This window comes from Corynebacterium sp. UMB10119B (assembly GCF_030228125.1).
Lineage (GTDB): Bacteria > Actinomycetota > Actinomycetes > Mycobacteriales > Mycobacteriaceae > Corynebacterium > Corynebacterium pseudogenitalium.
Map to the genome: position 1 here is coordinate 47,229 of NZ_JASPBG010000009.1, position 12,471 is coordinate 59,699.

A 12,471-nucleotide genomic window follows, 5' to 3' on the forward strand; every position below is an offset into this window, starting at 1 on the left:
GGTATGCCTCGCGAGATTATTCGGGAAATCGTGAACAAAAGTGCAGTTTTTGTGACTCGGCACACAAGCAAATCTGTTCACAAAATCCCGACTCCGCTCGAGACAACACCTTCTACCTCTACGCGGAGAGGAAACCAGCGATTTGCTCGAGCGCATCCCGCGTGCCAATTTCGCCCGGAAGCCACGGAAGCTCAAGCATGGGCACCGGCAGCTCCAGCAGCTCCAGCGCTCGCGCTTCCACCTCGCGCCGTCCCGCCAAAAATGAGCCGGCCTCATCTGGCGTGCGGCGGTTCACCACGGCCCCGCCGACGTGCACGCCGTGGGAGGTGAGCTCCTCGTAGAACTCCATCGACTCCATGACCGGCAGGCGTTCGGCGGTCAGCACGATGTGGAAGACGCACTGGGCGGGATCGGTGAGCACGGCGCGGAGGTGCTCGAACTTGCGGCGGCGCTTCAGCAGCGTGGAGCGGATCTGCTGGTTGCGGCGGTCGACGGGGGAGCCGCTGTTCCCGGAAGTGCCGCCCATCCCGCGGACGAGCTCGCTGAACTTGTCTGACTTGTCGCGCCGGGCCAAGAGGCCGTCGGTGTAGGCGGCCATGACCTCGGGAAGCGCCATGAGGCGGGAGGTGTGGCCGGAGGGGGCGGTGTCGAAGATGATGTGGTCGTAGTCGCCGCGGTCTGCGACGAGGTCGGCGATGCGCTCGAGGAGTGCGGCCTCGTGCATGCCGGGGGAGTGCCGTGACATCTCCAGGTGGCGGTCCACTTCGCGGTGGAGGCGTTCGGGCATCATGGCGCGCATCGATTCGCCGACCGCGCGCAGGTGCTGTGAAGTAATGGTTGCCGGGTCGAGCTCGATGGCGTGGAGGTTCGGTTCGAGGGCGGTGGGGGCGTCGTGAAGCGAGGTGTTCCAAATGTGCCCGAGGTTGTGTGCGGGGTCCGTCGAAACTAAGAGGACGCGGCGGCCGCGCGCGGCGAGGCGCACGGCTGTGGCGGCGGAGATGGTCGTCTTGCCGACGCCACCTTTCCCACCGAAGAACATGACTGGGGCGTCTAGCAACATGAGATCCCATCGAGTGGTGAGCGTTCCATGCCCATGCGGGTGTGCCAGGCGTGGAAGTCGTCGTAAAGCAGGGGGAGGAGTTCGAGTGTGTAGTAGCTGGCGGGGTTCGGGATGCCGAGCATTTCGGAGGCAACCAGCAGGGTGAACAGGTCGTCCTCCTCGCGTGCGGCGCGGGCGAATTCGCGGCGGTAGGGCGCCTGGTAGAACTCGCTGAGGCCCGCGCCGAGCGCGGCCAGCTTACTGCGCAGTCTCATGGACTGGCGTGTCCTCCCAGTCGACGGCTGGCTCGCGGCGCGCCTTGCTGATCGCGGTGATCGCCTCAACGATGACCCAGATCGCGCAGATAATAATGACGACGTCGATAGCGAGCAGCAGCCAGTTGCCCGCCTCGAAGAGGGTGCGCAGCTGCAGCACCGCCGCCCACAGTGACATGATCGTGACGAACGCCAGCGGAATCAGCAGTGGCAGCGTCGGGCGACGCAGCCTGGTCAGGATGACCACCAGGACTGCCAGGGTCAGCCCGGCCATCAGCTGGTTCGTGGTGCCGAACAGCGGCCAGATGATCATGCCGCCGGAGCCGTCGAGGCCAGTGGAGAACGTCAAGCCCAGCGCCGCTCCCACCGCGATGATCGTGGCTGCCAGGCCGGAGAGCTTCACACCCATAATCTGGCCGATCTCGCCGACCACCATGCGCTGCAGACGCACACCAGAGTCCATCGTGGTCGCAGCGAAGAGGACAGCCATGGTGGCCAGAATCGTGGCCGACAGGGACGTCGGGATGCCCAGGCCCTGGTTCATCAACGCACCGCCGCCTTCGACGAAGGCGTTGACGCCACCGGCGTTCCACTCGTTGTACACGTTCTCCCAATCCGCGATCGTCTTGTAGCCGCCCGTCGTCGCCACAATCGTGCCGAGGGCCAGCAGTCCCTCACCAACCGCACCGAAGTACCCGACGAAGCGCGCGTCCGTCTCCTTATCCAACTGCTTCGCCGACGTACCCGAAGCAACAATGCCGTGGAAGCCAGACACCGCACCACACGCAATCGTCACGAAGAGCAGCGGGAAGATACTCGGCGTGCCCTCCGGCACAGACTCATTCAGCGACGGCGCCACAATCTCCGGACGCACAATAAAGAACGAAGCGTACAGAATAATCAGACCAACAAACAGCTGCAGCCCATTGATGTAATCACGCGGCTGCAACAGCACCCACACCGGCAGCATCGACGCAATGAACGCGTACACGAACAGCAAAATGATCCAGATACCGCGGTCCGGAATCCCCATCACCGTCTCCGGCAGCGCGAGTGGCACGCGGTCACCAATCACCATCAGAGCGTACAGCGCCACAACACCAACCACCGACACCAGCGGCAGATTCCACTTCAGGCGGTAAATCGCCTGCCCAATCAGCACCGCGACCAGGATCGCGCCCCACGTCGGAATCACCGCCGACGGCGTCGCGATCAGCAGGTTCGAAATCACCACCGCGAACGCAGTATTCACCATCAGCAGCAGCAAGAAAATCACCACGAGGAAGAGATTGCGCCCACGCGCGCCGATGTAGCGCCCCGACAACGTACCAATCGACTGCCCCTTATGCCTTTGCGACGCCCACAACGCCCCCAAATCGTGCATCCCCGCAAAGAACACCGTTCCCAAGGTCACCCACAGGAATGCGGGCAGCCAACCCCAAATCACAGCGACTGCCGGGCCGATAATCGGCGCGGCGCCCGCCACGGAAGTGAAGTGGTGGCCCCACAGCACGTACTTGTTGGTGGGCACGTAGTCCACACCGTCTTCCATAGTGTGCGCCGGGGTCTCATAGCTCTCAGAAAGCTTATAGACCCGCTGGCCCAGGAACTTTGAATAGAGCAGGTACCCGGTGAGCAGCATCGCCAGCCCGATGAGTACGAGGAAGAGCGAGTTCATGCGGTCGCCTTTCTGTCAGTGTCTTGAGTCACAACTGCGGAAAGTATGCCACACCTCACAGCTCATTTCCGGTGTTTTCTGAACCCTCCCGGAGGTTCTCCTCGGCGACGGCTCGCGTGGGGTGGGGATATGCCTCGCGAGATTGTTCGGAGAATCGTGAATAGAATTGCGCATTTTGTGACTCCAACCACACGCAATTTTGTTCACAAATTCCCGACTCCGCTCGAGAGCACACATGCCACCCCCAAAATCACCACGCAGGAAGAAGGCCTTCGGGCCGCTCATCGTCGGGGAATCTGCTAATCCTTGCGATGTAGGCTTCAATGCTTGCATCACGGAGGGGGTCGTCGGCGTATTGCAGTGGTTCGCGCGGGCCCCGGCAGATGTCGCAATGCGGGCGGCCGCGGTAGGTGGCGCGCACGGTGTCGGCGATGAGGTTGATCGTGCCGCGGAGGTCGCGGTGGAGTGCTTCCACGGGGACGTGCAATGTGCGGACCCAGCTGGTTTCGGTGGGGGCGCAGTGGTCGTCGAAAAGTGGGGCGTCGGTGAGTGCGAGGGCGAAGTGGGTGCCGTACATGACGCGGTGCGGTTGGGTGTGCCAGTAGTGCGCGGGGAGTGCGTGGTGGGAGATGAGGGCGGTGGCGAGGTAGCTGAGCTCGGGCGCGATTGGGTGGTGGGTGGCGCGCTCCCAGCAGAGTTGGAGGGTGTTGCGGTCGCGTTGGTGGGGCAGGGCCCAGATGGCTGCGGTGATGGTGTCCTCGTGGCCACCGATGTGTTTGAGGTGGTTGAGGACGGGGTAGAGCTGCGCGCGTGGCTCCCATTTGAAGATGCCCGCGATGGTTTCGGGCAGGGGTGCGACGCGGATTCCGGCGATGGTGTCGGTGGTGTGGAGGATTTGGCGTCGATAGTGGAGGCTGGGGCGCCATTTGCTGCGGGTGATGGAGGTGCCGTTGGGCAGCGCGACTTCGGTGAGTTCGGGCTGTTGGCCGAGGTGTGGCACGGGGAGGCGGTGGAGGCGCGCGGCGGTGCGCCCAACGATGGCGGCTTTGCGGTTTTCGCGGCCGTGGATGAGGGCTCGTGCGATGCGGCGGGTGTCGGGGTCAAGCGTGCCCCACCACCGCTTTTCGACGGCCCCATACCTCCCAATCCGCACCATAGTCCCGCTCGTGACGGCTCGTTTGAGCCGCTGAGCTTGTACTGTGCGTCCCCGAAGGCTGTGAATGTGTGCGCGCAGCGCTGCGAATTCCCCCATGCGTTGGAAGTGTAGCAATTTTGTTCACAATTTCCCGAGTGTGCTCGAGACGCCACCTTCCCCCAGTTGGTTACCTCGGCTGCACCTCGCAGAAGGTGTCGTAGTGGTTGTCGGTGTAGTACCACTCGTCGACGACGCCGTCGGCTCCGCCGCCGGTCACGATGCGCCGCAGCCCGCGGTGGTGGACGCCTGGCGTGTCCACGGTGTATTCGCGATAGTAGCCGAGTGGCTCTTCGGGGAGGGTGCGCTCGTAGTTGCCGAAGCGCGAGTCGTCCTCTGGGTGTGGGTAGGGTCCGCCGGATTCGATGAGGTTGATGGTGTCCCAGGCCTCTGCGGGGAGGTTCGGGCAGGAGGTGGGGTCTCCCGACGCGGCGCCCTCGTCCTTGTTGGGCAGGAACGTGTTGATCAGGAGCGCCGCGGCGACAACGACGGCGCCGACGGCGGTGTTCTTCGATTTTCGGCTCACGCTGAGTCATTGTGGCACAGGCGCTACGATGTGCGTATGGCTAGGGGCAGAATTCCGGATAGTGACATTGAGGCTATTCGTGAGCGGGCGGCGATCGAGGACATCGTTGGCGAGTATGTGCAGCTGAAACCGGCTGGCTATGACTCGCTGAAGGGATTGAGCCCGTTTAAGGATGAGAAGACGCCGTCTTTCCATGTGCGTCCGGCGCGTGGTTACTACCACTGCTTTTCTACGGGCAAGGGCGGGGACGTCTTTTCCTTCCTGATGGAGATGGAGCAGATGTCCTTCCCGGAGGCGGTGGAGGCGGTTGCTCAGGAGATCGGCTACCACATCAATTACCAGGGCGGGACGACTGGTGGGCGTGATGTGAAGCCGGGGACTCGCGCGCGCCTGTTGGCGGTGAATAAGGCGGCGCACGAGTTTTACCGTGAGCAGTTGGAGACTCCGGAGGCGGAAGTCGGTAGGAATTTCTTGCTGGAGCGTGGGTTTTCGAAGGAGCTGATTTATCACTTCGAGTGCGGCTACGCCCCGGATGGTTGGGACACGTTGACGAAGCACTTGCTTCGCAAGGGTTTCGACGCCCAAGAGCTCCAGGATGCTGGGATTTCGAGTATGGGGCGTCGTGGGCCGATTGATAAGTTTCGGCGCCGCCTGATTTGGCCGATTAAGGATGTGGCCGGCAACGTGATCGGGTTCGGGGCGCGCAAGCTGTTTGATGATGACCCGATGGGTAAGTACATGAATACCGCGGACACGATGTTGTACCACAAGTCGAAGGTGCTCTTTGGGCTGGATTTGGCCAAGAAGCACATTGCTACGGATCACCAGACTGTGGTGGTGGAGGGCTACACGGATGTGATGGCGATGCATGCTGCGGGGGTGAAGACGGCGGTTGCGTCGTGTGGTACGGCGTTCGGGAAGGACCACATGGCGGTGATTCGCCGCCTCATGTTGGATGACAACTATTTTCGTGGCGAGCTGATTTACACGTTTGACGGCGATGAGGCTGGGCAGAAGGCGGCGATGCGCGCGTTCCAGGGGGATCAGCAGTTTTCGGGGCAGTCGTTTGTGGCGGTCGCCCCCGACGGCCTGGACCCCTGTGACCTGCGCCTTGAGCGCGGGGATTCCGCGTTGCGGGACTTGGTGGCGTCGAGAATCCCGATTTTTGAGTTCGTGATTGAGTCCCTGCTGAAGGACTACTCGCTGGACACGGCGGAGGGGCGTCTGCAGGCGTTGCGGCGCACCGTGCCCGTCGTCGCCAGTATCAGCGACAAGGTGCTGCAGACGGAGTACGCGCGCAGGCTCGCGGGCTGGGTGGGCTGGCCGAACCCGGACGAGGTGCTCCAGCAGGTCCGCGAGGAGGCGCGTCAGCCGAAGAAGCAGCAGCGTACCTGGCAGAAGCCGCAGCGCACGCAGCCACAGGCCGCGCCGGGTCAGCCGCCCGCGTTGGTGCCGCCGAACCCGCAGGATCCGCTGCTGTGGCCGCAGCGCGAGGCGCTCAAGATTGCGCTGCAGTACCCGGAGAAAGCCGGTAGCTACTTTGAGGGCATTTCGCCGGAGGCGTTTACCAACCCGGCGTATCGCCAGGTGCGTGACGCGATTGAGAAGGCTGGCGGGGTGACGGGTGCGCACGTGGGCCCGCAGTTTTTGGCGAAGGTGGCGCAGGAGATGCTGGACCTGGTGGGCCGCAATTTCGTTTCAGAGTTGGCGGTTGAGCCGATGCACCCGGACGACATTGATCGTTACGTGGACTCGGTGCTCTCTCGCCTGCAGGAGACCCGCGTGGGGGATCAGATTGCGCTGCTGAAGGCGCAGTTGCAGCGCATGCGCCCCTCCGACGACGAGGCCGCCTACAACGCGCTGTTCTCCGACTTGGTGGCGCTTGAGCAGGCGCGCCGGGAGCTCAACGACCGCGCCCTGCGCGGCGGGGCCTACGGGCCGCAAGGCTAGTTACCCTTGGCTTTGGCTTCCTGCCACAGCCGGTCCTGGGTTTCGGCGTCGATGGTGCCGGTGCTGCCGTCGAAAAGGTAGGGGGAGCGCGCCTTCATCTTATCGACGAACCCCTGCGCCACCCCCGCGAACCCGAATGCGCCGCGCTCTGCTGCGATTTCGGCGTGGAAGAGGACCTGGAGCAGGACGTCGGAAAGTTCTTTGCGCAGGGCCTCGTCGCCTTCGTTGTCGGTGATGGCGGCGGCGAGCTCCTCGGTTTCCTCGTGGAGGTAGGGCAGGAGCGTTTCGTGCGTCATGGAGCGTTCCCACTGCCCGCGCGTGCGTGCCACGTGCATGACGGACACTGCCTGGTGGACGGGGTCCTCGAGCGAGGGCACCCGTTCGACGTGCTCACCCTTCGCGATGCGCTCCCGCACCACCTCGTCGTCCTCGTTCGTGGTGAGGAGCCAGGGGGAGGGGCCGTCGGGGGCGTCGGCAAGGTCCCACCGTACGGAGACGGGCACTTCCATGGTGAACTCCACTGGTCCGCGGATGCGCTGCGCTACTGAAACGGGCAGCATGTCGGGCCAACGAGGGTCAAGCACGAGGATGGTCATAGTGTGTAACAATAGTCCGCATGACAAACCAGATTGCAGAAGCCATCAAGGCCGTTTCCCCAACCGCGGAAGCCGTCGCGCAAGAAACCGTCAGCTTTTCCCCGATCCGCTGGAAGACCGGCTGGCCACACAACCTGCGCCGCGTCCCACCCTTCCGCGACGACGCCACCGCGACCCTGACCCGCCGCGAAGTCTTCGCCTTCGCGCAGGACGTCGTGGATTCCGAGTTCGCCCGCGACCAGATCATCGACTTTTTGGGCGCGTCCTTCGCATTCCAGGGCGGCAAGAACGCGCAGGCGCAGCTGAAGCTGCAGCAGTTCCTGCGCAACAAGGGCAAGGCGAACGCGCTGCTGCAGGCGCTGCGCAAGGTCGGCTCCGGGGAGCTCACACCAGTCCAGCAATACGAAGCTGTCGTGGCCACGGGCCTGCCCGCGAAGTTCGCGTCCGGCCTGATCTATTTCCTGGCCGGTCCACAGGAGGCCGCCGACGAGAAGCCGCTCATCATCTGCTCCAACCGCGCGAAGGGTGCTGGCCTGGACGTGACCAGCGACTGGTCTGCCGACGAATACGGCACCTACCTGGCAGCCATCAAGGCCGGGCGCGATGAGCACGCCCCCGAGCTGCCACTCGACGCGGTAGAATTCGCGCTACGTGAGCACGCCCGCCAAGGATAGGAGACCATTATGAAGGCGCGCACAACGGTTCTTGCTGGACTTGCCCTCGGCTGCGTGGTGCTGGCCGGGTGTTCGACAGGGAAGTCGACGGACTTGGGCTTCGCAGCTGCTGCGCAGGAGGGCGCACCGTTTACGGTGTCGCAGGTTGCTGGCGAGCACGCCGAGCGCGCCTATCTCTTCTGCCCGTACACGGACAAGGCGCAGGCTGAAGCCCTAGGTTTCGACCCCGACGATGTCTACAGCATCAACGACAACTCGCAGCGCTGGGAGACCTGGAGCGGCATCGGCGTCATCTTCAGCGATGATCGCACACCCGCCATCGAGTGGTTCGACCCCTCAATTATCGACGCCTGCCCCGGCGCCACCACCGGCGATCCCGTCGATGTGCACGCCCCGATTACCCCCACCGTCGAGCCCGTTGAGTTCGCGGGCGACGAAGGCCCCACCGACGTGATCAAGTTGGTGGTGGAGTAGGGGCTTCTTTGGGGATTGTGCGCTAGCGGGGGTGCGCACCACATTCCCTCACAGGTTTTGTCCGACCTGGGCTTTTGCCGTGCTCGCCGATCGGAATCGTGGAATGTGGTGCGCGTGCTGCTTGGACTGACACCACATTCTCTCCCGGGCCTTGCGTGACCTGGGAAAACGCAAAAGTCGGCGAAGAAAAACGGGAATTTGGTGCGCAAGCAACGGGGCGAGCGCCTAATACCTAGCGTGCCAGGAGCTGGCCCAAGTCCAGGTTGGAGGACAGCTGCTGCAGCTGCGGCGGGATGTTGGTCTGGGAGCTGCCAAGGAGCTTCGCCCAGTCCTGTACTGGGTCCGGCTTCACGATGCCGCACTCCAGCGCACGGTCCGCAACTGCCTGGACGGTGCCGCCGGACATGACGCGAAGGGCAATGGAGTCGCCGATCTTGCCGTTGAGGTTGTTGACCAGCTGCTGGCGGGTGGTGTCCTTGCCGGCGACGCCGGTGCCGTTGAGGGTGACGCGCAGGGTGTTGCAGTTCATGGTCTTGACGTTGCCGTTGACCAGCTGCAGGAGCGAGGTGGCGTCCTGTGCCTGTGCTGCTGGTGCTGCGAGGCCTGCCAGGCCGGTCAGGGCTGCGACGCCGATGGCTGCGATACGGGTGGAAATGCGCATAGGGTGCTCACTTTCAGGTTGTAAATAGGTGCTTGAAAAACAGAACGGGATACACCATACCTGTTACTGGTGTGACGCAAGTGAAAATTGGGGATTACGGGGGTAGTGTAGGATCTTCTGCCATGACGTTTTCTGGCCGTCCCGGCAGGCGTGCGCGCGGGTGTGGGTGTGTGGCGCTGCTTGTTGTTGTCGGCGCGGTGGTGATGGTTGTCGCGTTGGTGGCCTTCCTGCTGAGCGCGCTCGGCGGCCCGGAGCAGTTCGTGCAGCGCCAACCCGTCCCGGAAGACGTGCCCCCGGCCGCTGCCGCGCCACCGCCGACTATCGACGTCCACGCGCCCGGCCGAACCGCCAACGAACTCCACGCGTGGGCTGCCCCTATCGCGGAGGAGATCGGGGTCGACCCGCAGGCGGTGCGTGCTTACGGTAACGCCGCGCTGATCGCGGCGGAGGCCTGGCCTGCCTGCAATCTGCAGTGGAATACGCTCGCCGGCATCGGTTGGGTGGAGACCCGCCATGGCACCTATACGGGCAAGAAGTTCGACGCTGGTCGCCTCGACGAAAACGGGGTGGCGCAGCCGCCGATCATCGGCCCGGCGCTCGACGGCACGGGCAACTTCGCGCTCATTACGGACACCGACGGCGGCGCTCTCGACGGCGACACCGAGTTCGACCGTGCGGTGGGGCCGATGCAGTTCATCCCCGGCTCGTGGGCGATCTATGGCCGCGACGCCGACGGCGATGGGGTAGCAAACCCGCAGCAAATTGACGACGCCGCCCTGAGTGCCGCGAACCTCCTTTGTGCGAACGGGCGCGATCTGTCCACTGCGGAGGGGTGGTCGGATGCGGTGCTGACGTATAACCACTCGCGCGAGTACCTCCACAACGTCCGCGATGCCGCTGCGAACTACGCGCTCACCCAGCGCGCCGCCCGGTAGGCGTGCCGCAGCCATGCCGAGAAAGCCACAAAAGTGGGCGAAACCGGGCATGGACAAAAGGTTTGACGAAGATCACATTCCGAATGGTGTGACCTTAAATCGCGTGGTTGTGGGCCTATCTCTGCACGGAAACGCAGGGAAAGCTCGAGTGTGACGAACGCCAACAAGCATTTTTTGCTGCGATCTGGAACAATCGGTAACGGAAATTTGGTTTGGCCAATCTCAAGGAGATGAACTGTAGTGGCTGATATTATGCACGTCTTTGCTCGTGAAATTTTGGACTCTCGCGGTAACCCAACCGTTGAGGCTGAGGTTTTCCTCGACGATGGTGCGCACGGCATTGCGGGTGTTCCTTCCGGTGCGTCCACTGGCGCACACGAGGCGCACGAGCTGCGTGACGGTGGCGATCGCTACGGCGGCAAGGGTGTCCAGAAGGCTGTCAAGAACGTCAACGAGGAGATCGCTGACGCACTGGCTGGCATCGAGGCTGACGATCAGCGTCTGCTCGACCAGGCGATGATTGAGCTCGACGGCACGGACAACAAGTCCCGCCTCGGCGCGAACGCGATCCTGGGCGTGTCCATCGCTGCGGCGAAGGCTGCTGCTGAGTCCGCTGGTCTGCCGCTGTACCGCTACATTGGCGGCCCGAACGCTCACATCCTGCCTGTTCCGATGATGAACATCGTCAACGGTGGCGAGCACGCTGACTCCGGCGTTGACGTCCAGGAGTTCATGATTGCTCCGCTGAGCGCTGAGTCCTTCGCTGAGGCTCTGCGCATGGGTGCAGAGGTCTACCACTCTCTGAAGTCCGTTATTAACGCAAAGGGCCTCTCCACCGGCCTTGGCGACGAGGGCGGCTTCGCTCCTTCCGTCGACTCCACCCGCGCAGCGCTTGACCTGATCGTTGAGGCAATCGAGAAGGCCGGCTTCAAGCCGGGCGAGGACGTCGCACTTGCTCTGGACGTTGCTTCCTCCGAGTTCTTCGAGGACGGCGTGTACAAGTTCGAGGGCGGCGAGCACTCCGCTGAGGAGATGGCCAAGGTCTACGAGGAGCTCATTGCTGAGTACCCAATCGTCTCCATCGAGGACCCACTGCAGGAAGACGACTGGGAGGGCTACGCAAACCTGACCAAGACCATCGGCGACAAGGTTCAGATTGTTGGCGACGACTTCTTCGTCACCAACCCTGAGCGCCTCGCACGCGGCATCAAGGAGCACGCTGCGAACGCCCTGCTGGTGAAGGTCAACCAGATCGGTACCCTGACCGAGACCTTCGACGCTGTGGACATGGCTCACCGCGCTGGCTACCGCACCATGATGTCCCACCGCTCCGGCGAGACCGAGGACACCACCATTGCGGACCTCGCAGTGGCTCTGGGCTGCGGCCAGATCAAGACTGGTGCACCGGCTCGTTCCGAGCGCGTTGCTAAGTACAACCAGCTGCTGCGCATCGAGCAGGAGCTCGGCGACGCCGCTGTCTACGCTGGTCGTTCCGCATTCCCACGCTTCAAGTAATCGCTTGATTCGTACACACCCCCTGCCTATCGCGTGCTCGCGCGTGGCAGGGGGTGTCGCGTTTTTCCCTGCTGTACACTAATGAGCACTATGAGCACTGGCACGCCCCACGACAAGCACACAGCGAAGCGCCGCAGGAAGCGGCTGGCTCGCACTGTGCCCGTGGCGTCCCGCGAGCAGCGCAAGCAGCAGCTCGCCGAGCAGAAGGCCAACAGGGAGTCGCGCTTCGCCGCCCCCAACTTAGCGACGCTCGCCCTGCTCATCATCGTGCTCATCGCCGTACTTGTGGCAGTGGCAGCCCCACTTCGTAACTTCTACGAGGGCCGCAACGAGATCGCGCGCGCCCAGGCAAACATCGAGCACTTGGAGCGCCGCCAGGCGGACCTTGAACGCGAAATCGCGAAGTATGAGGACCCCGAGTATCTCAACCAGGTCGCCCGCCGCCGCCTCGGCGTGATGGAGCCCGGCGAGTCCGCCTGGCGAGTCATCGACCCCCGCATGACCCACGGCACCACCATCACCTCCGACGAAACCCCCGACGACCGCGGCTGGGCCGTCTTCCTCTGGGATTCCCTACGCGAGGTCCCCGAGGACGTCCCCGCCGAGGAGGTCTCAGAAGCGCCTGCTCCCGCTCCGGCCGAGGTCCCCGCTCCCGCCGAGGCCCCCGAGGCTCCCGTGGAAGCGCCTGAGGCGCCTGAGTCGCCCGAAGCGCAGTAGCCCAAAGCTAAAAGGTAGCAACAGGATTACTGCAATCCACTTTTTTCGTTCTCCCACCTGGATTATTCCAATCCTTTTACTCCCATTTGGAAAACCACCGGGCTGCCAGACCTACGTCGGCCCTCGCAGCGCTCCCGTCGACCGATTAATAGCGTGGGATTAAAGGAGTGCGACGCTGGTCGCCGAAAGCCGCCAAACCTTGCCCAAATAGCGCGACCTGCAGCGCACGACATCTATCG

Annotated in this window: 13 protein-coding genes; 6 read left to right on the forward strand and 7 right to left on the reverse strand. The window is 63.4% G+C overall.

Going from position 1 to position 12,471, the window contains the following annotated elements:
• Positions 1-118: 118 nt before the first annotated feature.
• From QP802_RS07925 to QP802_RS07945, 5 genes are all read right to left on the reverse strand, one after another.
• The gene (locus QP802_RS07925; RefSeq protein ID WP_284818236.1) at positions 119-1,060 is read right to left on the reverse strand and encodes an ArsA family ATPase; all 942 of its coding nucleotides are present in this window, start codon (positions 1,058-1,060) and stop codon (positions 119-121) included.
• A complete protein-coding gene (locus tag QP802_RS07930; protein WP_284818239.1) occupies positions 1,051-1,314 on the reverse strand; it encodes a cory-CC-star protein in 264 nt (87 codons plus the stop codon). Before QP802_RS07930 ends, QP802_RS07925 begins: the two co-directional genes overlap by 10 nt.
• On the reverse strand, positions 1,298-2,992 hold the full coding sequence (locus tag QP802_RS07935) for a carbon starvation CstA family protein (protein WP_284818241.1): 1,695 nt from the start codon (positions 2,990-2,992) through the stop codon (positions 1,298-1,300). Before QP802_RS07935 ends, QP802_RS07930 begins: the two co-directional genes overlap by 17 nt.
• Before the next feature lie 250 nt (positions 2,993-3,242).
• Positions 3,243-4,244 (reverse strand): hypothetical protein, encoded by a 1,002-nt coding sequence (locus tag QP802_RS07940; protein ID WP_143000762.1) that lies wholly within the window; start codon positions 4,242-4,244, stop codon positions 3,243-3,245.
• Positions 4,245-4,314: 70 nt separating this feature from the next.
• On the reverse strand, positions 4,315-4,710 hold the full coding sequence (locus QP802_RS07945) for a guanyl-specific ribonuclease (RefSeq protein WP_083329387.1): 396 nt from the start codon (positions 4,708-4,710) through the stop codon (positions 4,315-4,317).
• 36 nt (positions 4,711-4,746) lie between these two features.
• Here QP802_RS07945 and dnaG point away from each other — a divergent pair, with 36 nt between their 5' ends.
• On the forward strand, positions 4,747-6,660 hold the full coding sequence (dnaG, locus tag QP802_RS07950) for a DNA primase (protein WP_284818245.1): 1,914 nt from the start codon (positions 4,747-4,749) through the stop codon (positions 6,658-6,660).
• Here the strand turns inward: dnaG and QP802_RS07955 are convergent.
• Entirely contained in the window at positions 6,657-7,256 is a 600-nt protein-coding gene (locus tag QP802_RS07955) for a MazG nucleotide pyrophosphohydrolase domain-containing protein (protein WP_284818246.1), read from the reverse strand. The two genes, dnaG and QP802_RS07955, sit on opposite strands and share 4 nt — an antisense overlap.
• A 20-nt stretch (positions 7,257-7,276) precedes the next feature.
• On the opposite strand from QP802_RS07955, the gene QP802_RS07960 reads away from it, so the two are divergent.
• Both QP802_RS07960 and QP802_RS07965 read left to right on the forward strand, forming a co-directional pair.
• Positions 7,277-7,930, forward strand: a complete 654-nt coding sequence (locus QP802_RS07960) for an 8-oxoguanine DNA glycosylase OGG fold protein (RefSeq protein ID WP_256042250.1) — start codon at positions 7,277-7,279, stop codon at positions 7,928-7,930.
• 9 nt (positions 7,931-7,939) lie between these two features.
• Positions 7,940-8,404 carry a hypothetical protein gene (locus tag QP802_RS07965; RefSeq protein ID WP_284818247.1) on the forward strand — a complete coding sequence of 155 codons (465 nt, stop codon included), beginning with the start codon at positions 7,940-7,942 and terminating at the stop codon, positions 8,402-8,404.
• A gap of 232 nt (positions 8,405-8,636) precedes the next feature.
• Here the strand turns inward: QP802_RS07965 and QP802_RS07970 are convergent, their stop codons facing one another.
• On the reverse strand, positions 8,637-9,065 hold the full coding sequence (locus QP802_RS07970; RefSeq protein WP_070362106.1) for a hypothetical protein: 429 nt from the start codon (positions 9,063-9,065) through the stop codon (positions 8,637-8,639).
• A 122-nt stretch (positions 9,066-9,187) separates the two neighbouring features.
• On the opposite strand from QP802_RS07970, the gene QP802_RS07975 reads away from it, so the two are divergent.
• The 3 genes from QP802_RS07975 to QP802_RS07985 all read left to right on the forward strand — a co-directional run bounded on the left by QP802_RS07975 (position 9,188) and on the right by QP802_RS07985 (position 12,232).
• The gene (locus QP802_RS07975) at positions 9,188-10,000 is read left to right on the forward strand and encodes a lytic transglycosylase domain-containing protein (RefSeq protein ID WP_256005327.1); all 813 of its coding nucleotides are present in this window, start codon (positions 9,188-9,190) and stop codon (positions 9,998-10,000) included.
• A gap of 240 nt (positions 10,001-10,240) precedes the next feature.
• The gene (eno, locus tag QP802_RS07980; protein WP_284818248.1) at positions 10,241-11,515 is read left to right on the forward strand and encodes a phosphopyruvate hydratase; all 1,275 of its coding nucleotides are present in this window, start codon (positions 10,241-10,243) and stop codon (positions 11,513-11,515) included.
• Between the two features lie 90 nt (positions 11,516-11,605).
• Complete coding sequence (locus QP802_RS07985) at positions 11,606-12,232, forward strand: FtsB family cell division protein (protein ID WP_284818249.1); 627 nt, start codon at positions 11,606-11,608, stop codon at positions 12,230-12,232.
• The last annotated feature ends 239 nt before the right edge of the window (positions 12,233-12,471 follow it).